The following is a 21,151-nucleotide window of genomic DNA, read 5'->3' as shown; positions in this document are numbered from 1 at the left end:
GCGTCGCCGCGCTGGCGATCGCCGCGGGGCTTGATGGTGGCGATGCGCTGCGCCCGGCGTCGCCGCGCTGGCGATCGCCATTAGGCTGAACCGCGATGACACCGACCCACACGACGTCGCCGCTGGCCTGGCTGGATGAGGTGGAACAACAGCGCCGGCAGGCGGGCCTGCGTCGTTCGCTGCGGCCACGCCCGGCGGTGGCCACCGAGCTGGACCTGGCCTCCAATGACTACCTCGGTCTGTCCCAGCATGCCGACGTGATCGACGGCGGCGTCGCAGCGCTGCGGATCTGGGGTGCCGGGGCCACCGGTTCGCGGCTGGTCACCGGCGACACCGAGTTACACCAACAGTTCGAGGCCGAGCTTGCCGAATACGTCGGGGCCGCCGCCGGTCTGCTGTTTTCGTCGGGCTACACCGCCAACCTCGGCGCCGTCGTCGGCCTGTCGGGTCCCGGCTCGCTGCTGGTTTCCGACGCGTATTCGCACGCGTCCCTGGTCGACGCGTGCCGGCTGTCGCGTGCGCGGGTGCTGGTGACACCCCACCGCGACGTGGACGCGGTCGCATCGGCGCTGGCCTCCCGCGACGAGGAGCGGGCGGTCGTCATCACCGACTCGGTGTTCAGCGCCGACGGGGCCCTCGCGCCGCTGCACGAGCTGCACGACGTCTGCCGCCGTCACCGGGCGCTGCTGATCGTCGACGAGGCCCACGGGCTGGGCGTGCGCGGCGGGGGGCGCGGCCTGCTGCACGAAGTCGGCCTCGCCGGTGCGCCCGACGTGGTGATGACAACGACGTTGTCCAAGGCGCTCGGCAGTCAGGGCGGGGTGGTCCTGGGACCCGCCGAGGTGCGCGCACACCTGATCGACACCGCCCGCCCGTTTATCTTCGACACCGGCCTGGCACCGGCCGCCGTCGGTGCCGCGCTGGCCGCGCTGGGGGTGCTGCGGGCCGAGGCTTGGCGACCCGAGGCGGTGCTGCGGCACGCCCGGGAACTGGCTTGTATCTGCGAGGTGCCGGACATCCCGCAGTCAGCGGTGGTCTCGGTGATCCTCGGTCAGCCCGAGATTGCGCTGACCGCTGCATCGGCGTGCCTGGACTCGGGGGTGCGGGTGGGTTGCTTCCGGCCGCCGACGGTGCCCGCCGGGACGTCACGGCTGCGGCTGTCGGCGCGCGCCTCCCTGGATGCCGCCGAGTTGGAGGTGGCGCGGCGCGTGCTGACCGACGTGCTGGCCGTGGCGCGCCGTTGACCGTCCTGGCGGTCACCGGAACCGGCACGGGAGTGGGGAAGACGGTCGCCGTGGCCGCACTGGCCTGCCATGCGCGGCTGGCGGGGATCGACGTCGCGGTGTGTAAGCCGGTGCAGACCGGCACCGACTCCGGGGACGACGACCTGGCCGAGGTGACCCGGCTGTCCGGCGTGACGGAGGCGGCCGGGCTGGCGCGCTACCCCCAGCCGCTGGCGCCCGTCGCCGCGGCCGAACATGCCGGCATGGCGCTGCCTACCCGCGACGACGTGGTGCGGCTCATCCGCGACCTGGACCGGCCCGGGCGACTGACCATGGTCGAGGGCGCGGGCGGGCTGCTCGTCGAACTCGCTGCGGCCGGCTTCACGCTGCGCGATCTTGCGGTGGATCTCGGGGCCGCGGTGCTGGTCACCGTCACCGCGGAACTGGGCACTCTGAACCACACCGCGCTGACTCTGGAATCGCTCGCCGGACATGGAGTCCCTTGCGCAGGATTGGTGATTGGAAGCTGGCCGCGACGGCCCGGCGTGGTGGAGACGTCGAACCGGTCGGCGCTGGGGCGGCTGGCGCCGGTGCGGGCCGCGCTGCCCGCCGGGGCCGGGTCAATGAGCGCCGACGAGTTCGCGGCAATGAGCACCGCGGCGTTCGACCGCGACTGGGTGACCGCGCTGGCCGGCTAATGGTGCACTCGATCGAGCTGGTCTTCGACCACGACACCGAGGCCGCGATCCGGCGGATTTGGGATGAGTTGGCTAGTGCCGGCATTCCCAGCCAGGCCCCGGTCAGCCGTCCGCACGTCACGCTGGCGGTTGCCGAAAGCATCGTCGCCGACGTCGACGACCTGCTGCGCCCGGTCGCCGCACGACTGCCAATCGACGCGCTGGTCGGCGCGCCGCTGCTGTTCGGCCGCTCCAGCGCCGTGTTCGCTCGGCTGGTGGTACCCAGCATCGAGCTGCTGGCGCTGCACGCCGAGGTACACCGGCTGTGCCGTCCGCACCTGCTGCCTGCCGCGATGCCCAACAGCCTGCCCGGGCAGTGGACGGCTCACGTCACGGTTGCCCGGCGCGTCGGTGGCGCCCAGCTGGGCCGAGCACTGCGCATCGCGGGCCGGCCGACTCAACTGCAGGGCAGCTTCGCCGGCCTGCGCCGCTGGGACGGCAACAAGCGCGTCGAACACCTGCTCTAGCCGCCGAACAGCAAGTACAAGCCGGTGAAGGTGTAGCCGACCATCACCAGCATCATGGTGAGCTGGCCGGTGAGCTGGTGCCCGGTCGGCAACAGGCCCAGCGCTCTGTCATGGGCCGCGATGACTGCGACGATGTGCCCGGTGACCACGCAGATCACCTTGATCGCGGCCAGCACCGGCGGATGCTGGGACAGCACGTAGGCCACCTGCAGATGTGCCAGCCCAAGCAGATTCCAGCCGTGACCGAACGGGTCGGCGAGAGCGATGACGGTCTGCTGGCCGCGCTCCACCAGGTAGGACAGGTAGTGGGCGAAGATGTAGCCCACCACGATCGGGATCAGGGAGTGCGCCAGCTGCCCGGGCAACGCACGACGCTGTGCCCGGTCCACTCCGCCGGTCGCCCGCGCCGCGAGTGAAAAGCTCAGCGCCACAACCGAAATGAAAACGAGCAGGCCCGCCGTTCGCAGCGCCGACGACATCAGTGTCGTCGGCACGTCGTGGGCCGACCGGGACAGCCCGTCGGCGAAGTTGCGCCACGTCGGCGACGACGAGAAGCTGTCGAACGCCGTCGAACCGAGCAGCACCGCGAGCACGGCAACCACGCCAGGGCGGACCGGCAGCGACGGCAGATGATCGAACGGGTTGCCGACGACGATCCGTCCGGTTTGCGCCGAGCGGCGGAACGGGGAGAGCCGCGACACCGCCATGCTGTACACGCCGAACGGGTCGGCCCGGGCCAGCCATCGCTGCCCGCACAGCCACGACCCGGCCAACAGCACCACCGTGTAGACCAGCAGCCAGCCGCGCACCCACGGAAGTGACGCCGAGTTCGGGCTCGCCAGCTCCAGCCAGACGAAGGCGAACAAACCGACCGCGGCCGGGCGGTACCCCCAACTCTCCGGATAGGCGGCCCGTGGGCGGCCCAGCGCCTCCGGCACCACGCGACGCAACAGCAGATACAGCGACCGCACCGGGGAAAGCACCCGCCACACCGGACCGAACGCCAGCGACAGCGCCACCAGCCCGACCCACAGCAGCACGTAGAACGCCCCCAACAAGGCGTTGCGTTGGGTCTGCGGACCCCAGAGCCCGGCCAACACCACCCACACCGCGAACGCGAGGGCTAGACCCGCCACCGTCCAGCGGGTGGCGCGCGCATCGACCACCGTCGTCACCCACGCCGGCAGCGGGCGTCCGGGTGCGTCCGGGTCGAACCGCGGGCGCTTCCACGCGAAGGCGACCAGGGCGAAGGTGAAGGTCAGCGCCCACGCCGCACCCACCATCGCGTACATGTACGGCACCGGCAGATCGCTCGACCCACCCAAACCGTGTGCGAGCAGGGTCACGGCTGGACGTGAATGGTCGCTATCGTGCGGTCCAGATGGTGCAGCTCGACGTCGACATTGCCGGGGACATCGACGGTAAAGCGGAAGACCTGATCGGGCTGGGCCGCGACTTGGAACTTATGGTCGGGCACCGAGTGCACGTGCAGCTCGTCGGTGACGTCACTGGCGACGTGCAGGGTGATGGGTTGCCTGACCTTGGCCTGCAACGTTGCGTTCGTCGGGTCGACCTGACCGTGGGCGATCGTCACGTTGATGTCTAGCGCGCCGGGCGTGGCGGCCTGGTCGGCCTTGCCGCCACAGCCCACCACCGCCGACGTCAACACCGTCACCCACGCCGCAATAAGCGTGCCGCGCATCGTCGGTAACGTCATTGCCTCACGCCGCCCGCGGCAACGGCTGCTTCTGCTCGACCGGTTCGGGTTCGGACAACGCATTGTTGATTCGGCCCGCGCCCCAGGTCAGACCGGCGATCACCAGCAGCGACAGGATCAGCACCACGATGCCCCCGGCGGTGAACAACCACGCGGGTGTGTTCTGGTCGCGCTCGCGCTGCAGGATGGTGATCTCCGGCACGAACGGCCGGTCGATCGACGACAGCGCAGGAACCTCGGGCGCTGGGATTGCGTCGTCGGCGGGTTCGTAAATCGGGACGCCGGTCATCGTGTAGCCGTCCTGAATCCGCAGCAGCGTCTTCCATGAACCCCAGACCGGAACGGGCGCGGTGGTGCGGTAGTGGCCCGGGCCGACCTTTTCGAGCCGGTCGATGATCAGCCCACGATGGTTTTCCATCCGACCCTGCCAGGACAATACTGTCACCCAATCCGGCTGGTCCCCAACGAGATTCGTCGGTGTCAACTGGATGTCGGCCGACACCATCCGTTGTCCGGGCGGGCTGGGCAGCTCGGTGAGCGTGATGGCTGCCTTGGCTTGCTGCGGCACCACGATGTGCAGGCCGTTGGCCGCCGCGCCACCGATGACCAGGACGGTCGCCACCACCATCGAGATGCCGACCGAGCGCCGCGGCAGCCGCTGGCCGGTAAGCACCATGCCGAACAGCGCGCCGCAGGTTCCGGCGAGCACCGCCACCGGCACCGCCATCGCCAGGGCCTCGCCCCACATGCTGACCGGCCACGGGTAGTGGTACACGGCCCCGATCCACAGCGACTCCAGCCATAGTCCGACGGTGCCCACGGCAAGACCGGAGACGGCCCCAAAGGCGACGGGGCGCTTGAATAATGGAGTCAGCGCGACGAGCTCGACCACCAGCGCGGGGCCTAGGTACAGCGGGAACCAGTTGATCGGCGCACCCAGGACGGGGCCTACCAGCAAGGCGACCAGGCCGCGCAGCGCGATGGCGAACAATGCCGCGATGATCGCCGCGCCGCGGCCCATGGTGATCCGGGCGGCCACGGCGGCCAGCGCGGCGGCGAAGGCGATCATCATCGGCTGCAACGCCAGACGGAACTGTTCGACGCCGAAGTCGTATTCGATTTGGTACACCGACAGGCCGATGAACATCCCGCCGAAGGATAGGTAACGCAGGAAGGTGATGAACGCGCCGTGCGCTGCCTCGATCGCCTGCACCGCTTCGCCTTCACGCTCCAGCATCAGCACCGCGAACAGCGAGAAGCAGGCCCCGCCGATCATCATCAAATGCGTTGGGCCCCAAAGGGTCACATCTTGACCGAAGATTCGGTGCCAAATGTCGTCGAGGGGGAATCCGATCATCGCGTAAAGCCCGCATGCCGCCATCAGCACACCGCCGACCGGTGCGTGCCAGTTGCGGGTGATGCGCACCGCCGCCGGACCGGGTTTTTCGAACGGGATCACCATCGAGACCACGCCGCCCAAGAACACCCCGAACAGACCGATGATGATGAAGTAGTGCGCCGGGTTGGCCAGCGGTCCCGGGTCGCGGCCGTTGCCGATGTGCCAGCTGACGTCCCAGATGAATCCGAACAGGGCGCAGATGATCGAGGTGGTGAAGATCAGCACCGGCAGTGCCACCCAGTTGGGTCGGTGGAATTTCTCCCCGAGCTTGTCGGCCACCCGCGTCAGCCATTGGATCCGGTGAGTCCGATGGGCGTAACCGACCCACAGCATGGCCAGCGTGATGACCATGGCAGCGACCGAAAGCCCAATTACTTGATTGAGTCCGGCGCCGCGCGCCGCCGGTTCGGCGAGAAGCGGTAGCGTCCTAGACCCTTCTGACACCATCGTCATGTCCTCCCTCTGCGCCGGGACGTCCCAGGAGATCACTTATTACCGGCAGGTAAGTTCACTGGTCAAGGTGTAATGCCCCAATCGCGAGGCGGTTAATCACGCTTTTCGGCCGGAATGTCGTCCGGCTGACGGGAATCGTCGGTTTGCCCGGCGCGCCGGTCCCGCAGCGCGATGTACAGGATTACCGCAACGACGACCACCGCAGGCAGGAACGCCGGAGCCGCCAGCAGCAACATGTGGTGTGCCAGGAGCTCGACATGCGATGTGGACATGATGGCGGTATACCCCAACGGGCTCGTCCTACTGCGGCCGTTACCCTTCTTTGAACACCGTTTCGTTCAGGCTGCCACGACGCTGTGGCTGATGTGACCGCAGGTGCGGCGCGATAAATATGCAGGGGAGTACTTGGTGACGCAAGCGGCAACTCGACCCACGGCGGAGGCCGGCCACGGCGGAGACATCCCGGAAGACATCTTGACGGTAGCCCGGCAGCAGGTGCTGGAGGGTGGCGAGGGACTGACTCGCGACCAGGTCCTGCAGGTGCTGCTCCTGCCCGACGAGCGGCTCGAGGAACTGCTGGCGCTGGCGCATGAGGTGCGGATGCGCTGGTGCGGCCCGGAGGTCGAGGTCGAGGGCATCATCAGCCTCAAGACCGGCGGTTGCCCCGAGGACTGCCACTTCTGCTCCCAGTCCGGTCTGTTCGCCTCGCCCGTGCGCAGCGCATGGCTCGACATTCCCAGTCTGGTCGAGGCCGCCAAACAGACCGCGAAGTCCGGTGCCACCGAATTTTGCATTGTGGCCGCCGTGCGGGGCCCGGACAAGCGGCTGATGGCGCAGGTGGCCGCCGGAATTGAGGCGATCCGCAACGAGGTGGAGATCAACGTCGCGTGCTCGCTGGGCATGTTGACCGCCGAGCAGGTCGACGAGCTTGCCGCAATGGGCGTGCACCGCTACAACCACAACCTGGAGACCGCCCGCTCGTTCTTCACCAACGTGGTGACCACCCACACCTGGGAAGAGCGCTGGCAGACGTTGACGATGGTGCGCGACGCCGGCATGGAGGTCTGCTGCGGCGGGATCCTGGGCATGGGTGAGACGCTGGAGCAGCGCGCGGAGTTCGCCGCCGACCTGGCCGAATTGGGCCCCGACGAGGTGCCGTTGAACTTCCTCAACCCGCGGCCCGGCACGCCGTTCGGCGACCTTGAGGTGATGCCGGTCAGCGAAGCGCTGAAGTCGGTGGCCGCGTTCCGGTTGGCGTTGCCGCGCACCATGCTGCGGTTCGCGGGTGGCCGCGAGATCACCCTGGGTGACCTGGGCGCCAAGCAGGGCATCCTGGGCGGCATCAACGCCGTGATCGTCGGGAACTACCTGACCACCCTTGGCCGTCCCGCCGAATCCGATCTGGAGCTGCTCGAGGATCTGCAGATGCCGATCAAGGCGTTGAACGCCACCCTGTAAGACACTGGAAGCGTGGTTCGCGATCTGGGCGCTCCGGTCAGCGCCGGCGTATACAACGTTTACACCGGAGAGTTGGGGGGCACGGTCGTGCCGACGGCGGCGCAATTGGGCCTTGAACCTCCGCGGTTCTGTGCCCAATGCGGGCGCCGGATGATCGTTCAGGTTCGCCCCGACGGCTGGCGAGCGCGGTGCTCGCGGCACGGCGCGGTGGACTCGACAGACTTGGAGACGCAGCGGTGACCGCACCCGGGGGCCTGGCCGCCACTCCTGAGATCGAGGGCGTGGCAACCCGGTCGGGCAGGCGCACGCTTGTTCTTGCGACGCTTGGCTTCGCGGCGAGCGGGGTGTTGGTGGGCGCGCTGTGGGCGTGGATGGCCCCGCCGATCCACTTGGTGGTGGCGATGACGCGCGCGGGTGAGCGGGTGCACGAGTACCTGGGCACCGAATCCGAGCACTTCTTCGACGTGCCGTGCCTGATGCTGGGTCTGCTGAGCGTGCTGGCCGTGGTGGCGCCAGTGTTGGCCTGGCAATGGCATCGGCTGCGTGGCCCGGGCATGGTTCTGGGGCTGGTGAGCGGCATGGTGCTGGCCGCCGCGCTGGCCGCGGGCGTGGGGGCAGTGCTGGTGCTGACCCGCTACGGCGCGCTGGATATCGATCGGGTGCCGTTGGTGGGCAGCCCGTCGGTCGCCTACGTCGTCCAGGCGCCGCCCGTGTTCTTCGGAGCGGGTCCGTTGCAGATTGCCCTCACGCTGTTGTGGCCCGCGGGCGTCGCGGCGCTGGTCTACGCCGTGCTGGCGGCAGCCAGCCCGCATGACGACCTGGGCAGTTCTGGGTCGCCCCATCAGCCGTCGACTACATTGCCGACGACGCCGCAAGCTCCGGTCTTCTAGGGGCCTCCACCGGTGTCCGGCGGCTTAGAGCGGCCGGCGGCGGATCCTGCGGCCGGTGAGCACCTTGGCCGCGATCACGCCCAGCCGCAGCATGCCGGCGTAGGTGATCGGGTTGAACGCCGTCGGCCAGGTCGTTCTGATCAGGTGGTCCTTCAGCGGCCGCCGAGCGAACCGGTCGGTGAGCCAACGCAGCGTCATCGGCGCCGACAGCGGGTGCAGGCACATGTGCTCGTTGAACGCGTCACGGTGGTAGGTGACGTCGGCGCCGCCGGCGTAATAGGCGTCCGCCAGTGCGTCGATGTCATGGACGTCGATCAGATAGTCGTGCACCGCCTGCACGATCAGCACCGGCGGTGCCGGGGTGGCCACTCCGAGCTTGATGCTGTCGAACACCTGCGAGACCTCGGGCGTGGACAGGATGTCCTCGAGCGGCTCGTCGAGGTAGTCGCCCATGTTCTTGCCGGCCATCCGCAACACGGCCTCGACTGTCGTCATGGACTCCAGCCGGTCCAGCAGCTCGCGTCCCTCGTCGTTCGTGTGCTCGGTGATCACCCTGTTCAGGCCGGGGTAGATGTGGGCGAGCGCGGCCACCACCATCGCCGGCAGCCCCGCCAGGAAGCTGCCGTTGAGTCGCCGGAAGGTGTGCCCCAGGTCGCCGACCGGCGAGCCGAGCACCGCCCCGACTATGTCGAGTTCGGGCGCGTAGTCCGCACACATCTCAGCGGCCCAGGCGCTGGCCAGGCCGCCGCCGGAATACCCCCACAATCCCACCGGCGCCGCCGATGTCGAGGGCACTCGGTCGGAGTTCATTGCGGCCCGGATGCCGTCCAGGGTGCGGTAACCGGGCTCGTACGGTGCGCCCCACATGCCGAGCAGGCCTTCGTGGTCGGGTACCGACACCGTCCACCCTTCCGCGACGGCCGCGGCGATCAGGAAGAACTCCAGCTGGGCCAGCGAGCCGAAGGCCCTGGCCCGACGTCGCAGCGCGTAGGACGGAAAGCAGCGCGACGACATGGCGTCGATGGCGCACTGATACGACAAAAGCGGGCTGTTCTGCCCGCCCACCCGCTCGGTCGGCACGATCACCGTGGTGACGCCGGCGTCGGGTTTGCCGTTCATCTCCGTGGTCCGGTACAGCAGTTGGACGGCCGAAACAGGTTGTGGGATCAGGCCCAGAAACGCCAGTTCGACGTCGCGGGACCGCAGCACGGTACCGGGTTCTGCGTGCTGGAAACCCGATGGTGGCTGGTAGAACGGGTCGTCAGAGGGCAGCAGTGGACGCACCTTGTGCTGTAATTCCTCGTGTGGCGGCCGACCGATCCAGTCCGCACCATCGGTGCCCGCCAAATTGCCGAATTCAACCATTCAGGGTCCCTTCTAGGCCATCCGGCATTTTCGCGTATGAACGACCGGTAACCAAAACGTAATGGCCGACTCTGTGATTGTGGTCTCCTACGCCGCTCGGCGTGCCGCCGATCAGGGCTGGCCGGGCGGCCGGAGCGCGGCGAACTCGTCGGTGACCCGCAACCGGGAATCGGTGAAGTGGTACAACGCGGCCGGCCGGCCGCCGCTGCGGCCCGACGCCGCCACGGTGCCAGACTTCGTGATCACGCCGCGCCGCGCCAGCACGCGCTGTAGGTTCGTCGCGTCCACCTGGTAGCCGAGCGCCGCACCGTAGATGTCACGCAATGTCGACAGCGCGAATTCCCTTGGTGCCAAGGCGAATCCGATGTTGGTGTAGGACATCTTCGCGACCAACCGGGTGCGAGCGTGCGCCACCATCGGGCCGTGGTCAAATGCCATCGGCGGCAGCGCATTCACCGGATGCCAGCGGGTATCCGGCGGGAGTTCCGGGATGGCGGGGGAGGGCACCAACCCCAGGAAGGTCGACGCGATGACCCGCGCGCCTGGGACGTGGTGCGGGTCGGAGAACACCGCCAGCTGCTCTAGGTGCGCCAACTCCCGTAGATCCACCTTTTCGGCCAGTTGGCGGCGCACCGAGGTGGTCATGTCCTCGTCGGACCGCAGCTGCCCGCCGGGCAGCGACCACGCGCCGCGCTGCGGATCGCGGGCACGCTGCCATAACAGCACGTTAAGCTGCGGTTTCCCCGCTGGGATGGTTTCCGTAACCGGCTCGGTGGCCTGCCGAACCTGGAACACGACCGCGAGCACTTCGTGCGCGGTGCTAATATGGGCCATGTTTTCGATTATAAGTCGAAAACCCCTCGGGCACTTACTGGGTCGAAAGGAGCCGCCGTGACGATTCTGAATCGCATGGACACGCTCGCCGAAGACATGATCGCCAACGTCACCAATTCCGACGCCGGCTACCAAGGTGTCGACGCGGATACGCAGTGGGCCAACGAGATTCGTCGATTGGCCACGCTGCGCGGCGCCACCGTGCTCGCCCACAACTATCAGCTGCCCGCCATCCAGGACGTCGCGGACCACGTCGGCGATTCACTGGCGCTGTCACGCATCGCGGCGGAGGCCCCGGAGGACACCATCGTGTTCTGCGGCGTGCACTTCATGGCCGAGACGGCCAAGATTCTGAGTCCGAACAAGACCGTGCTGATTCCCGATCAGCGAGCCGGTTGCTCGCTGGCCGATTCCATCACTCCCGACGAGCTGCGCGCCTGGAAGGACGAGCACCCCGGCGCCGTCGTCGTGTCCTACGTCAACACCACGGCCGCCGTGAAAGCGCTCACCGACATCTGCTGCACCTCGTCCAACGCCGTCGATGTGGTCGAATCGATCGACCCCGATCGTGAGGTGCTGTTCTGCCCCGATCAATTTCTCGGCGCTCACGTCCGGCGGGTGACGGGTCGCAAGAACGTGCACGTATGGGCCGGGGAATGCCACGTGCATGCTGGGATCAACGGCGATGAGCTTGCCGAGCAGGCCCGCGCCAACCCCGACGCGGAGCTGTACGTGCACCCTGAATGCGGTTGCGCGACTTCGGCTTTATATCTCGCGGGCGAGGGCGCTTTCCCGGAGGATCGGGTCAAGATTCTGTCCACCGGCGGCATGCTCGACGCCGCGCACGAGACCCGCGCCCGCCAGGTGCTGGTGGCCACCGAGGTCGGCATGCTGCATCAATTGCGGCGCGCCGCACCGGAAGTCGACTTCCGCGCCGTCAACGATCGTGCCTCCTGCAAGTACATGAAGATGATCACGCCCGCCGCCTTGCTGCGCTGCCTGGTCGAAGGGGCCGACGAGGTGCACGTCGACCCGGACGTCGCGGCGGCCGGACGGCGCAGCGTGCAACGGATGATCGCGATCGGTCAGCCGGGCGGCGGCGAATGATGACCCGTCCCGCCTGGACGCACGCCGTCGACGTAGTCGTGATCGGCACGGGCGTCGGGGGATTGGCGGCCGCGTTGGCCGCCCATCGAGCCGGCCGCAGCGTGGTCGTGCTGAGCAAGGCCGAGCAGACCCACGCCGTCACCGCGACGCACTACGCGCAGGGCGGCATCGCGGTCGTGCTGCCCGACAACGACGATTCCGTCGACGCACACGTCGCCGACACCCTCGCCGCCGGTGCCGGCATGTGTGACGCCGAGGCGGTGCATTCGATCGTTGCGGACGGCTATCGCGCGGTTCGCGAACTGGTCGGCGACGGTGCGCGATTCGACGAATCGACTCCGGGCCGGTGGGCGCTGAGCCGCGAAGGCGGGCACTCGCGACGGCGCATCGTGCATGCCGGTGGGGACGCTACCGGCGCCGAGGTGCAGCGTGCGCTCGACCACGCGGCCCGCCGGCTCGACATCCGTACCAGTCACGTGGCGCTGCAAGTGCTGCACGACGGCGCCGCGGTCACCGGGGTGGCCGTCAGAAATCCGGACGGCGTCGGGATCATCAGCGCACCCTCGGTCATTCTGGCTTCCGGTGGGCTCGGCCATCTCTACAGCGCCACCACGAACCCCGAAGGATCAACCGGTGACGGCATCGCACTGGCATTGTTGGCCGGCGTCGGAGTCGGCGACCTCGAGTTCATTCAGTTCCACCCCACCATGCTGTTTGGCGGCCAGGCCGGCGGTCGCCGGCCGTTGATCACCGAGGCAATCCGCGGCGAGGGGGCGATATTGATTGACCGGCAAGGCAATTCGGTCACCGAAGGTGTTCACCCGATGGGTGACCTGGCGCCGCGCGATGTGGTTGCGGGCGCCATCGACGCCCGGCTGAGGGCCACCGGCGACGACTGTGTCTATCTCGACGCGCGCCGCATCAAGGACTTCGCGGCGCGATTCCCCAATGTCACCGCCGCGTGCCGGGACGCCGGCGTCGACCCTGTCACCCAGCCCATTCCGGTACTTCCCGGCGCGCACTACAGCTGCGGCGGCGTAATCACCGACGTGCACGGTCAAACCGAGCTGCCCGGCCTGTTCGCGGCCGGCGAGGTGGCCCGCACCGGCATGCACGGCGCGAACCGCTTGGCGTCCAACAGCTTGCTCGAGGGTTTGGTCGTGGGTGGTCGAGCCGGCCAGGCGGCGGCCGCGCATGCCGAGGCCGCCGGGCCGAGGCCCCTCGTCGCGCCGCCACCGCTCACCCACACCGCGGTGAAGCGGCGCGAACTGCAGACGGCGATGAGCCGGGACGCCTCGGTGGTGCGGGACGCCGCGGGGTTGCAACGATTGTCCGACATGCTGTCGCGGGCCCGGGTTCGGGTCGTCGAGGGTCGCCGCGATTTCGAAGACGTGGCTTTGACGTTGACCGCCCGTGCGGTGACCGCGGCGGCCTTGGCCCGCACCGAAAGCCGCGGCTGCCACCACCGTGCCGAATTCCCGGAAACCGCGCCAGAACACGCCCGCGGCATCGTGGTCCGGCTGGCCGATACCGTGTGCGCGGAAACGCTGGCGGCGGTGTCTTGATGGCGGCGCTGTCCGACGCCGAACTCGCCGCGGCTTCCGACGCCGTGCGGCGCGGGCTGCAGGAAGATCTGCGTTACGGGCCCGACATCACCACGCTCGCAACGGTTTCCGACGGCATCGCGACGGCATCGATGGTGCCCCGGGAACCGGGCGTGATCGCCGGACTGGACGTTGGCGTGCTGGTGCTCGACGAGGTGCTGGGCGCCGGGGCGTACCAGGTGCTCGACCGCGTCGACGACGGTGCCCGAGTGCAACCAGGGCAGGCGGTGTTGACCGTGCGAGCGCAGACCCGTGGCCTGCTGACCGCGGAGCGCACGATGCTGAACCTGGTCTGTCACCTTTCGGGTATCGCGACCGCGACCGCGGCATGGGTGGACGCCGTCAGCGGCACCAAGGCGCAGGTTCGCGACACCCGCAAAACCCTGCCCGGGCTGCGCGCACTGCAGAAGTACGCCGTGCGGGTCGGCGGCGGGACCAACCACCGCCTCGGGCTCGGGGACGCAGCGTTGATCAAGGACAACCACGTCGCGGCCGCGGGCTCGGTGGTGGCGGCGCTACGGGCGGTGCGTGCGGCCGCACCCGAGCTGCCGTGCGAGGTCGAAGTGGACTCACTCGAGCAGCTTGACGAGGTGCTGCCCGAAAAGCCGGAGTTGATCCTGCTGGACAACTTCCCGGTGTGGCAGACGCAGATTGCGGTGCAGCGGCGCGATTCCCGAGCGCCGACTGTCCTGCTGGAGTCCTCGGGCGGGCTCAGTCTGGAGACGGCGGCGGACTACGCCGCGACCGGGGTGGATTATTTGGCCGTCGGGGCGCTGACGCACTCGGTCCGGGTGCTCGATATCGGCCTGGATATGTAGGTCTGTTCCGGGGCCGGCAAGGCCGTGTCATGCCCCTGTCAGTCCACGTCGCTGACCAGTACCGCCATCCGGCGCAGCTGCAGCCGCACCAGCCAGGGCAGGCCCGTGCCGTCGGCGCCGGCCGGCAGAATCCGGGGGTTGACGATGTGCACGGTCTTACGGGCGAAGTGCAGGTCCGCCTGGCCCGCGGCCAGCACGTTCTTCACCCAGTCGGTCTTGCCGTGGCCCAGTGCGATGCACAGCAGGTTGCCGCTGCGGTAGGCGGTGACGATGGTTTTGTATGGTTTGCCGGAGGTACGCCCGCGATGCTCGATCGTTGCCGTCCCCGGCAGGAAGCGTGCGATCGGTTTGAGCCTCGGATTGACGTACTTGACCTGGAAGTTCTCGAACCAGCTCGGGTACACCATGGGGATGCCCGGCGCGTTGTTCGGGTGATCCTTGGTCGACATGCCTGCTCCTTTGCGGGACGTCGGTAGGCGTGATTACCGGCAGACTACCGGCCGGTTATTGATTTGAGCTCCTCTGGGACAATGGACGCTGTGACTGCCTCGCCACCCTCTGTGCTGGCCCGCATCGACCTGCGGGGCGCGGAGCTGACTGCTGCCCGACTGCGGGCCGCCCTGCCGCGCGGTGGTGCTGACGTGGAGACCGTATTGCCGAAGGTGCGCCCAATCGTGGACGCCGTGGCTGAACGGGGCGCTGAGGCGGCCCTGGAGTTCGGGGAGTCATTCGACGGCGTACGCCCGTCCGCCGTCCGGGTTCCCGCCGCCGCGTTGCGGGCCGCGCTGGACGGCCTGGCCGCCGACGTGCGCGACGCGCTGCAGGTGATGATCGAGCGCACCCGCGCGGTCCACGCGGATCAGCGCCGCACCGACGTCACCACCGTGCTGGGGCCCGGTGCGACCGTCACCGAGCGCTGGGTTCCCGTCGAGCGGGTGGGCCTGTATGTGCCCGGCGGCAACGCCGTGTACCCGTCGAGCGTGGTGATGAATGTGGTTCCCGCGCAGGCTGCAGGGGTCGAGTCATTGGTGGTGGCCAGCCCGCCGCAGGCCCACTTTGACGGCCTGCCGCACCCGACGATTCTGGCCGCTGCCCGGCTGTTGGGTGTGGAGGAGGTGTGGGCGGTCGGCGGCGCTCAGGCGGTGGCCTTGCTGGCCTACGGAGGTGTGGACACCGACGGTGGCACACTCGCGCCGGTCGACATGATCACCGGGCCCGGCAACGTCTACGTCACGGCGGCCAAGCGACTGTGCCGGTCGTTGGTGGGCATCGACGCCGAAGCCGGGCCGACCGAGATCGCGATCTTGGCCGACCACACCGCCGACCCCGCGCACGTCGCCGCCGACCTGATCAGCCAGGCCGAACACGACGAGATGGCCGGGAGCGTGCTGGTAACCGCGAGCGAGCAACTGGCCGCGGCCACCGACACCGAAGTGGCGGCCCAACTGCAGACCACCGTGCACCGTGAGCGAGTCAGCACCGCGCTGAGCGGGCCACAGTCGGCGATCATCTTGGTCGACGACCTGGACGCCGGTGTCAAGGTGGTCAACGCCTACGCCGCCGAACACCTCGAAATTCAGACCGCCGACGCACCGCGGGTGGCCAGCCGAATACGTTCGGCCGGAGCCATTTTCGTCGGACCGTGGTCGCCGGTGAGTCTCGGCGACTACTGCGCCGGGTCAAACCACGTGTTGCCGACCGCCGGCAGCGCCCGGCACTCCAGCGGCCTGTCGGTGCAGACCTTCCTGCGAGGCATCCACGTCGTGGACTACACCGAGGCCGCCCTGAAGGACGTCTCCGGTCACGTGGTGACCCTCGCGAAGGCCGAGGATCTGCCGGCGCACGGCGAGGCGGTACGGCGGAGGTTCGAACGATGACGGCTGCCGACCGGCGGGTCAGCCTCGATGATCTGCCGTTGCGCGATGACTTGCGGGGCAAGTCGCCCTACGGCGCACCGCAATTGGCCGTCCCGGTGCGGTTGAACACGAACGAGAACCCGCATCCACCCAGCCAGGCGCTGGTCGACGACGTGGTTCGGTCGGTGCAGGAAGCCGCGGCGCAGCTGCACCGTTACCCCGACCGAGACGCAGTGGCGTTGCGCACCGATCTGGCCAGTTACCTGACGGCGCAGACCGGCACGCCGCTCAGCGTCGACAACCTGTGGGCGGCCAATGGTTCCAATGAGATCCTGCAGCAGCTGCTGCAGGCGTTCGGCGGGCCGGGCCGCACTGCGATCGGGTTCGTCCCGTCCTACTCGATGCATCCGCTGATCGCCGACGGCACCCGCACCGAGTGGCTGGTAGCCGCCCGCGCCGACGACTTTAGTCTGGACGTCGATGCGGCCGTCGCCGCGATTTCCGAACGTAGGCCGGACGTCGTCTTCGTGACGAGCCCGAATAACCCTTCGGGACAGAGCATTCCGTTGCCAGATCTGCGCCGTCTGCTCGAGGTGACGCCGGGCATTCTGATCGTGGACGAGGCCTACGGTGAATTTTCGTCGCAGCCCAGCGCGGTGGCGTTGCTCGACGCGTACCCCACCCGGCTCGTGGTCAGCCGCACTATGAGCAAGGCGTTCGCCTTCGCCGGCGGCCGACTCGGTTACCTGGTCGCCACACCGGCGTTAATCGACGCGATGCTGCTGGTGCGGTTGCCTTATCACCTGTCCTCGCTCACGCAGGCCGCCGCCCGCGCGGCATTGCGGCACGCCGACGACACGCTGGGAAGCGTGGCCACGCTGATCGCCGAACGCGAGCGTGTCATGGCGGCCTTGGCGGGCTTGGGCTTTCGGGTCATCCCCAGCGACGCGAACTTCGTGCTGTTCGGCCGGTTCGCCGATGCGTCGGCGGCATGGCAGCGTTACCTGGACGAAGGGGTACTGATCCGTGACGTCGGGATTTCGGGCTATCTGCGCACCACCATCGGCCTGGCCGACGAGAATGACGCGTTCTTGAAGGCGAGCGCCGAGATCGCCAGGACGGAGCTGGTCGACCAAACAGTAGCAGCGGTCGCAAGCGCGGCGGCACCGCGTGCAGCGGGTCGCGACGATGGGCAAGGAGCGCCGTGACCACCTCGCAGACCAACAGCGCGGCGCGCCGCGCCCGAATCGAGCGCCGCACCAAGGAATCCGACATCGTCATCGAGCTCGACCTCGATGGCACCGGGCAGGTCGACGTCGACACCGGTGTGCCGTTCTACGACCACATGCTGACCGCACTGGGCAGCCACGCCAGCTTCGACTTGACCGTGCGCACCAAGGGTGACGTCGAGATCGAAGGGCACCACACCATCGAGGACACCGCGATCGCGCTCGGGCAGGCGCTCGGTCAGGCACTTGGCGACAAGCGGGGCATCCGCCGCTTCGGGGACGCCTTCATTCCGATGGACGAGACGCTGGCGCACGCCGCCGTCGACGTCTCCGGCCGGCCGTACTGCGTGCACACCGGCGAACCGGATCACCTGCAACACACCACCATCGCCGGAAACTCCGTGCCCTATCACACGGTGATCAACCGGCACGTGTTCGAATCGCTGGCGATGAACGCCCGCATCGCCTTGCACGTGCGGGTGCTGTACGGCCGCGACCCGCACCACATCACCGAAGCCGAATACAAGGCGGTGGCCCGCGCACTGCGCCAGGCGGTCGAACCCGACCCCCGCGTTTCGGGTGTGCCATCCACCAAAGGTGTTTTGTGACAGAGAAATTCGTAGTCGTCCTAGACTATGGTTCGGGCAACCTACGCTCGGCGCAGCGTGCGCTGGAGCGCGTCGGGGCCACCGTGGAAGTCACCGCCGACCCCGCGGCGGCGGCGTCCGCCGACGGGTTGGTGGTGCCGGGCGTCGGCGCTTTCGAAGCGTGCATGACCGGACTGCGCAAGATTGCCGGGGAGCGGATCATCGCCGAGCGGGTGGCCGCCGGCCGACCGGTACTCGGGGTCTGTGTCGGCATGCAGATCCTGTTTGCGCGCGGCGTCGAGTTCGGCGTGGAGACGGCCGGCTGCGCGCAGTGGCCGGGTGCGGTGACCCGACTGGACGCCCCGGTGATCCCACACATGGGCTGGAACGTCGTGCAATCCGGTTCCGGCAGCCAGCTTTTCAAGGGGCTGGACTCGTCGGCCCGGTTCTACTTCGTGCACTCCTACGCGGCGCAACATTGGGATGGGGCGCCGGAGGCCGTGCTGACCTGGGCCACCCATCACGTGCCGTTTTTGGCCGCGGTCGAGGATGGGCCACTTTCCGCCACGCAATTTCATCCCGAGAAGAGCGGGGATGCCGGGGCGGCCGTATTGAGCAACTGGGTTGAGGGACTGTAAATGCCGCTGATTTTGCTACCCGCCGTCGATGTCGTCGAAGGCCGCGCCGTGCGCCTGGTGCAGGGCAAGGCCGGCAGCGAAACCGAGTACGGCTCCGCGCTGGACGCGGCGCTGACCTGGCAGCGTGACGGCGCCGAGTGGATCCATCTGGTGGACCTGGATGCCGCGTTCGGGCGAGGTTCTAACCGCGAATTGCTCGCCGAAGTGGTGGGCAAGCTGGATGTGCACGTGGAGCTGTCCGGGGGTATCCGTGACGACGATTCGTTGGCCGCGGCACTGGCTACCGGGTGTGCCCGGATCAATCTGGGCACGGCGGCCCTGGAGAATCCGCAGTGGTGCGCCCGAGCCATCGCCGAGCACGGCGACAAGGTCGCCGTCGGCCTGGACGTGCAGATCGACAAATCTTATCCAGACGGAGTACACCGGCTGCGCGGGCGCGGCTGGGAAACCGACGGCGGCGACCTGTGGGACGTGTTGGAACGCCTTGACGCCGAAGGCTGTTCGCGGTTCGTCGTCACCGATGTCACTAAGGACGGCACCCTGGGTGGCCCCAACCTCGATCTGCTGTCCCGCGTCGCCGAGCGGACCGAGGCGCCGGTGATCGCCTCGGGCGGCGTGTCCAGCCTTGACGACCTGCGCGCAATCGCGACGCTCGTTGACCGCGGCGTCGAGGGAGCGATCGTGGGTAAGGCGCTGTATGCGGGACGGTTCACGCTGCCGCAGGCGCTGGACGCGGTACGGGACTAGACCGATGGACGTCAACGGGCTGCTGGCCGAGGCGTCGGCGATCCTCGACGCGGCCGCGGAGTCTTTCGTCGCGGGGCGTCGGGCTGATTCGGCGGTTCGCAAGAAGGGCAACGATTTCGCCACCCAGGTCGATCTCGAAATCGAGCGGCAGGTGGTGGCCGCGCTGCAGGCGGCGACGGGAATTGGGGTGCACGGCGAGGAATTCGGTGGCGCGCCGGTCGATTCGCCGTGGGTGTGGGTGCTGGACCCGATCGACGGGACCTTCAACTACGCCGCGGGATCGCCGATGGCGGCTATCTTGTTGGCTCTGCTGCGCGACGGAGAACCGGTGGCCGGCCTGACCTGGATGCCGTTCACGCAGGACTACTACACCGCCGTCGCCGATGGTCGGCTGGTCAGAAACGGTGTCGACCAACCGGCGTTGACTCACACGGATCTGGCCGACACCCTGATCGGCGTCGGCACTTTCAACTCCGAATCGCGAGGGCAGTTTCCCGGGCGTTATCGGATTGCGTTGCTGGAGAAGCTGAGCACGGTGTGTTCGCGGTTGCGTATGCACGGCTCCACGGGCATCGATCTGGTCTATGTCGCCGACGGAATACTCTCCGCCGCAATCGCTTTCGGCGGACACGTATGGGATCACGCCGCCGGGGTCGCGCAGGTGCGGGCCGCGGGTGGCACCGTTACCGACCTAGCCGGGCAGCCGTGGACGCCCGAGTCGCGCTCGGTGCTGGCAGCGGCCCCCGGCGCCTACGAGCAGGTCCTCGATATCATCCGCAGCGTCGGCCGGCCGGAGGACTACTGACATGCACACGGGCACCGACCTTGCGGTACGAGTGATCCCGTGCCTGGACGTCGACGACGGGCGCGTCGTCAAAGGGGTCAACTTCGAAAACCTACGTGACGCGGGAGATCCCGTCGAACTCGCCGCGGCCTACGACGCCGAGGGCGCCGACGAACTGACCTTCCTGGACGTGACGGCGTCCTCGTCGGGCCGCGCGACGATGCTGGACGTGGTGCGCCACACCGCCGAACAGGTGTTCATCCCGCTGACCGTCGGCGGCGGAGTCCGCACCGTCGCCGATGTCGACGTGCTGCTGCGTGCGGGGGCGGATAAGGTCTCGGTCAATACCGCGGCGATCGCTCGACCCGAATTATTGGCAGAGCTGTCAAGGCAATTCGGATCGCAGTGCATCGTGCTGTCCGTCGATGCGCGTACCGTGCCACCCGGATCGGCGCCAACGCCGTCGGGCTGGGAGGTCACCACGCACGGTGGGCGCCGTGGCACCGGAATCGACGCCGTCGAATGGGCCACCCGCGGTGCCGAGCTGGGTGTGGGCGAGATATTGCTCAACTCGATGGACGCCGACGGCACCAAGGCCGGCTTCGATCTGGACATGCTGCGGGCGGTCCGTGCCGCGGTCACGGTCCCGGTGATCGCCAGCGGCGGCGCCGGTGCGGTGGGCCACTTCGCGCCCGCCGTTGCTGCCGGCGCCGATGCTGTGCTGGCGGCCAGCGTCTTTCATTTTCGTGAGCTGACCATCAAACAGGTGAAGGCCGCGATGGCTGACGAAGGGATCACGGTGCGATGACGAGGCTCGATCCCGGCATCGCCGCCCGCCTCAAGCGCAACGACGACGGCTTGTTCACCGCGGTCGTGCAGGAGCGAAGCAGCGGCGACGTGCTGATGGTTGCCTGGATGGATGATGACGCGCTGGCCCGCACACTGGAAACCCGTGAAGCTACCTACTTTTCGCGTTCCCGCGGTGAGCAGTGGATCAAGGGCGCGACGTCCGGTCACACCCAGCACGTACATTCAGTACGGCTGGACTGCGACGGTGACGCCGTGCTGCTGACCGTCGATCAGGTGGGCGGGGCCTGCCACACCGGAGACCACAGCTGCTTCGACAGCGATCTACTGCTGCAACCCGAAGCCTGACCCATCGTTACTCGGCGTGTGAGCAGGTGCTGAGGTGGCGAATGCGCCGGCCGGCACATCGGGGCCATGACTTTCAGCCAGAA

24 protein-coding genes are annotated in these 21,151 nt (G+C 68.3%); 17 read left to right on the top strand and 7 right to left on the bottom strand.

Annotated features, from left to right (window positions below; translation table 11 throughout):
• Positions 1-95: 95 nt before the first annotated feature.
• From G6N33_RS00560 to G6N33_RS00550, 3 genes are read left to right on the top strand one after another with little or no spacing between them, the layout of a single operon-like run.
• Positions 96-1,244 carry an 8-amino-7-oxononanoate synthase gene (locus G6N33_RS00560; RefSeq protein WP_044511538.1) on the top strand — a complete coding sequence of 383 codons (1,149 nt, stop codon included), beginning with the start codon at positions 96-98 and terminating at the stop codon, positions 1,242-1,244.
• Positions 1,241-1,921 carry a dethiobiotin synthase gene (gene bioD / locus G6N33_RS00555; protein WP_044511540.1) on the top strand — a complete coding sequence of 227 codons (681 nt, stop codon included), beginning with the start codon at positions 1,241-1,243 and terminating at the stop codon, positions 1,919-1,921. Before G6N33_RS00560 ends, bioD begins: the two co-directional genes overlap by 4 nt.
• Entirely contained in the window at positions 1,921-2,427 is a 507-nt protein-coding gene (locus G6N33_RS00550) for a 2'-5' RNA ligase family protein (RefSeq protein ID WP_044511542.1), read from the top strand. Before bioD ends, G6N33_RS00550 begins: the two co-directional genes overlap by 1 nt.
• Here the strand turns inward: G6N33_RS00550 and G6N33_RS00545 are convergent.
• The 4 genes from G6N33_RS00545 to G6N33_RS00530 all read right to left on the bottom strand — a co-directional run bounded on the left by G6N33_RS00545 (position 2,424) and on the right by G6N33_RS00530 (position 6,268).
• Positions 2,424-3,719: a hypothetical protein gene (locus tag G6N33_RS00545; RefSeq protein WP_231382726.1), complete on the bottom strand. Its 1,296-nt coding sequence runs from the start codon at positions 3,717-3,719 to the stop codon at positions 2,424-2,426. The genes G6N33_RS00550 and G6N33_RS00545 overlap by 4 nt on opposite strands.
• 50 nt (positions 3,720-3,769) lie before the next feature.
• Positions 3,770-4,144, bottom strand: a complete 375-nt coding sequence (locus G6N33_RS00540) for a hypothetical protein (RefSeq protein ID WP_044511545.1) — start codon at positions 4,142-4,144, stop codon at positions 3,770-3,772.
• Between the two features lie 4 nt (positions 4,145-4,148).
• Positions 4,149-5,996: a hypothetical protein gene (locus G6N33_RS00535; protein ID WP_044511547.1), complete on the bottom strand. Its 1,848-nt coding sequence runs from the start codon at positions 5,994-5,996 to the stop codon at positions 4,149-4,151.
• A 92-nt stretch (positions 5,997-6,088) separates the two neighbouring features.
• Complete coding sequence (locus G6N33_RS00530) at positions 6,089-6,268, bottom strand: hypothetical protein (protein ID WP_044511553.1); 180 nt, start codon at positions 6,266-6,268, stop codon at positions 6,089-6,091.
• Between the two features lie 136 nt (positions 6,269-6,404).
• Here G6N33_RS00530 and bioB point away from each other — a divergent pair, with 136 nt between their 5' ends.
• Genes bioB through G6N33_RS00515 form a run of 3 tightly spaced genes read left to right on the top strand, consistent with a single transcriptional unit; the run spans position 6,405 to position 8,344 of the window.
• A complete protein-coding gene (gene bioB, locus G6N33_RS00525; RefSeq protein WP_044513329.1) occupies positions 6,405-7,454 on the top strand; it encodes a biotin synthase BioB in 1,050 nt (349 codons plus the stop codon).
• A 12-nt stretch (positions 7,455-7,466) separates the two neighbouring features.
• Positions 7,467-7,694 (top strand): biotin synthase auxiliary protein BsaP, encoded by a 228-nt coding sequence (bsaP, locus tag G6N33_RS00520; RefSeq protein WP_044511555.1) that lies wholly within the window; start codon positions 7,467-7,469, stop codon positions 7,692-7,694.
• Positions 7,695-7,726: 32 nt separating this feature from the next.
• Positions 7,727-8,344, top strand: a complete 618-nt coding sequence (locus G6N33_RS00515) for a DUF2567 domain-containing protein (RefSeq protein WP_231382727.1) — start codon at positions 7,727-7,729, stop codon at positions 8,342-8,344.
• Positions 8,345-8,368: 24 nt separating this feature from the next.
• On the opposite strand, the gene G6N33_RS00510 is transcribed toward G6N33_RS00515, so the two are convergent.
• Together G6N33_RS00510 and G6N33_RS00505 are read right to left on the bottom strand one after the other, a co-directional pair.
• The gene (locus tag G6N33_RS00510) at positions 8,369-9,709 is read right to left on the bottom strand and encodes a lipase family protein (protein WP_044511557.1); all 1,341 of its coding nucleotides are present in this window, start codon (positions 9,707-9,709) and stop codon (positions 8,369-8,371) included.
• 111 nt (positions 9,710-9,820) lie between these two features.
• Positions 9,821-10,543 (bottom strand): NUDIX hydrolase, encoded by a 723-nt coding sequence (locus tag G6N33_RS00505; protein ID WP_044511559.1) that lies wholly within the window; start codon positions 10,541-10,543, stop codon positions 9,821-9,823.
• A gap of 57 nt (positions 10,544-10,600) precedes the next feature.
• Here G6N33_RS00505 and nadA point away from each other — a divergent pair, with 57 nt between their 5' ends.
• Genes nadA through nadC form a run of 3 tightly spaced genes read left to right on the top strand, consistent with a single transcriptional unit; the run spans position 10,601 to position 14,072 of the window.
• Positions 10,601-11,650: a quinolinate synthase NadA gene (gene nadA / locus G6N33_RS00500; RefSeq protein WP_044511567.1), complete on the top strand. Its 1,050-nt coding sequence runs from the start codon at positions 10,601-10,603 to the stop codon at positions 11,648-11,650.
• Entirely contained in the window at positions 11,650-13,215 is a 1,566-nt protein-coding gene (locus G6N33_RS00495) for an L-aspartate oxidase (RefSeq protein ID WP_101528860.1), read from the top strand. The genes nadA and G6N33_RS00495 overlap by 1 nt, the downstream gene beginning before the upstream one ends.
• Positions 13,215-14,072: a carboxylating nicotinate-nucleotide diphosphorylase gene (nadC, locus tag G6N33_RS00490; protein ID WP_044513332.1), complete on the top strand. Its 858-nt coding sequence runs from the start codon at positions 13,215-13,217 to the stop codon at positions 14,070-14,072. The genes G6N33_RS00495 and nadC overlap by 1 nt, the downstream gene beginning before the upstream one ends.
• A gap of 38 nt (positions 14,073-14,110) precedes the next feature.
• Here nadC and G6N33_RS00485 read toward each other — a convergent pair whose 3' ends face one another.
• The gene (locus tag G6N33_RS00485; RefSeq protein ID WP_044511571.1) at positions 14,111-14,521 is read right to left on the bottom strand and encodes a nitroreductase family deazaflavin-dependent oxidoreductase; all 411 of its coding nucleotides are present in this window, start codon (positions 14,519-14,521) and stop codon (positions 14,111-14,113) included.
• Positions 14,522-14,632: 111 nt separating this feature from the next.
• On the opposite strand from G6N33_RS00485, the gene hisD reads away from it, so the two are divergent.
• From hisD to hisI, 8 genes are read left to right on the top strand one after another with little or no spacing between them, the layout of a single operon-like run.
• On the top strand, positions 14,633-15,949 hold the full coding sequence (gene hisD, locus G6N33_RS00480; RefSeq protein WP_101528870.1) for a histidinol dehydrogenase: 1,317 nt from the start codon (positions 14,633-14,635) through the stop codon (positions 15,947-15,949).
• Positions 15,946-17,136, top strand: a complete 1,191-nt coding sequence (locus tag G6N33_RS00475) for a histidinol-phosphate transaminase (RefSeq protein ID WP_044511575.1) — start codon at positions 15,946-15,948, stop codon at positions 17,134-17,136. The genes hisD and G6N33_RS00475 overlap by 4 nt, the downstream gene beginning before the upstream one ends.
• Complete coding sequence (gene hisB, locus G6N33_RS00470) at positions 17,133-17,765, top strand: imidazoleglycerol-phosphate dehydratase HisB (RefSeq protein WP_044511577.1); 633 nt, start codon at positions 17,133-17,135, stop codon at positions 17,763-17,765. Before G6N33_RS00475 ends, hisB begins: the two co-directional genes overlap by 4 nt.
• The gene (gene hisH, locus G6N33_RS00465; RefSeq protein ID WP_044511579.1) at positions 17,762-18,382 is read left to right on the top strand and encodes an imidazole glycerol phosphate synthase subunit HisH; all 621 of its coding nucleotides are present in this window, start codon (positions 17,762-17,764) and stop codon (positions 18,380-18,382) included. The genes hisB and hisH overlap by 4 nt, the downstream gene beginning before the upstream one ends.
• A complete protein-coding gene (priA, locus tag G6N33_RS00460) occupies positions 18,383-19,129 on the top strand; it encodes a bifunctional 1-(5-phosphoribosyl)-5-((5-phosphoribosylamino)methylideneamino)imidazole-4-carboxamide isomerase/phosphoribosylanthranilate isomerase PriA (protein WP_044511581.1) in 747 nt (248 codons plus the stop codon). It begins immediately after the preceding gene.
• Between the two features lie 4 nt (positions 19,130-19,133).
• Positions 19,134-19,934 (top strand): inositol monophosphatase family protein, encoded by an 801-nt coding sequence (locus G6N33_RS00455; protein ID WP_044511583.1) that lies wholly within the window; start codon positions 19,134-19,136, stop codon positions 19,932-19,934.
• A 1-nt stretch (position 19,935) separates the two neighbouring features.
• Entirely contained in the window at positions 19,936-20,721 is a 786-nt protein-coding gene (gene hisF, locus G6N33_RS00450; RefSeq protein ID WP_044511585.1) for an imidazole glycerol phosphate synthase subunit HisF, read from the top strand.
• A complete protein-coding gene (hisI, locus tag G6N33_RS00445; protein ID WP_044511588.1) occupies positions 20,718-21,068 on the top strand; it encodes a phosphoribosyl-AMP cyclohydrolase in 351 nt (116 codons plus the stop codon). The genes hisF and hisI overlap by 4 nt, the downstream gene beginning before the upstream one ends.
• Positions 21,069-21,151: the final 83 nt, after the last annotated feature.

Origin of the sequence: Mycobacterium simiae (genome assembly GCF_010727605.1) — a bacterium.
GTDB lineage: Bacteria > Actinomycetota > Actinomycetes > Mycobacteriales > Mycobacteriaceae > Mycobacterium > Mycobacterium simiae.
The sequence above is the reverse complement of the archived record's forward strand: the minus strand, read 5'-3'. Positions and strand labels throughout refer to the sequence as shown.

Coding starts and splice junctions, on each gene's coding strand:
- hisI (WP_044511588.1), top strand. CDS start 20,718: ATGACGAGGCTCGATCCCGGCATCGCCGCCCGCCTCAAGCGCAACGAC.
- nadC (WP_044513332.1), top strand. CDS start 13,215: ATGGCGGCGCTGTCCGACGCCGAACTCGCCGCGGCTTCCGACGCCGTG.
- priA (WP_044511581.1), top strand. CDS start 18,383: ATGCCGCTGATTTTGCTACCCGCCGTCGATGTCGTCGAAGGCCGCGCC.
- G6N33_RS00535 (WP_044511547.1), bottom strand. CDS start 5,996: ATGACGATGGTGTCAGAAGGGTCTAGGACGCTACCGCTTCTCGCCGAA.
- G6N33_RS00455 (WP_044511583.1), top strand. CDS start 19,134: ATGGACGTCAACGGGCTGCTGGCCGAGGCGTCGGCGATCCTCGACGCG.
- G6N33_RS00510 (WP_044511557.1), bottom strand. CDS start 9,709: ATGGTTGAATTCGGCAATTTGGCGGGCACCGATGGTGCGGACTGGATC.
- G6N33_RS00550 (WP_044511542.1), top strand. CDS start 1,921: ATGGTGCACTCGATCGAGCTGGTCTTCGACCACGACACCGAGGCCGCG.
- hisF (WP_044511585.1), top strand. CDS start 19,936: ATGCACACGGGCACCGACCTTGCGGTACGAGTGATCCCGTGCCTGGAC.
- G6N33_RS00475 (WP_044511575.1), top strand. CDS start 15,946: ATGACGGCTGCCGACCGGCGGGTCAGCCTCGATGATCTGCCGTTGCGC.
- G6N33_RS00485 (WP_044511571.1), bottom strand. CDS start 14,521: ATGTCGACCAAGGATCACCCGAACAACGCGCCGGGCATCCCCATGGTG.
- G6N33_RS00495 (WP_101528860.1), top strand. CDS start 11,650: ATGACCCGTCCCGCCTGGACGCACGCCGTCGACGTAGTCGTGATCGGC.
- G6N33_RS00540 (WP_044511545.1), bottom strand. CDS start 4,144: ATGACGTTACCGACGATGCGCGGCACGCTTATTGCGGCGTGGGTGACG.
- G6N33_RS00505 (WP_044511559.1), bottom strand. CDS start 10,543: ATGGCCCATATTAGCACCGCGCACGAAGTGCTCGCGGTCGTGTTCCAG.
- G6N33_RS00530 (WP_044511553.1), bottom strand. CDS start 6,268: ATGTCCACATCGCATGTCGAGCTCCTGGCACACCACATGTTGCTGCTG.
- G6N33_RS00560 (WP_044511538.1), top strand. CDS start 96: ATGACACCGACCCACACGACGTCGCCGCTGGCCTGGCTGGATGAGGTG.
- G6N33_RS00545 (WP_231382726.1), bottom strand. CDS start 3,719: ATGTACGCGATGGTGGGTGCGGCGTGGGCGCTGACCTTCACCTTCGCC.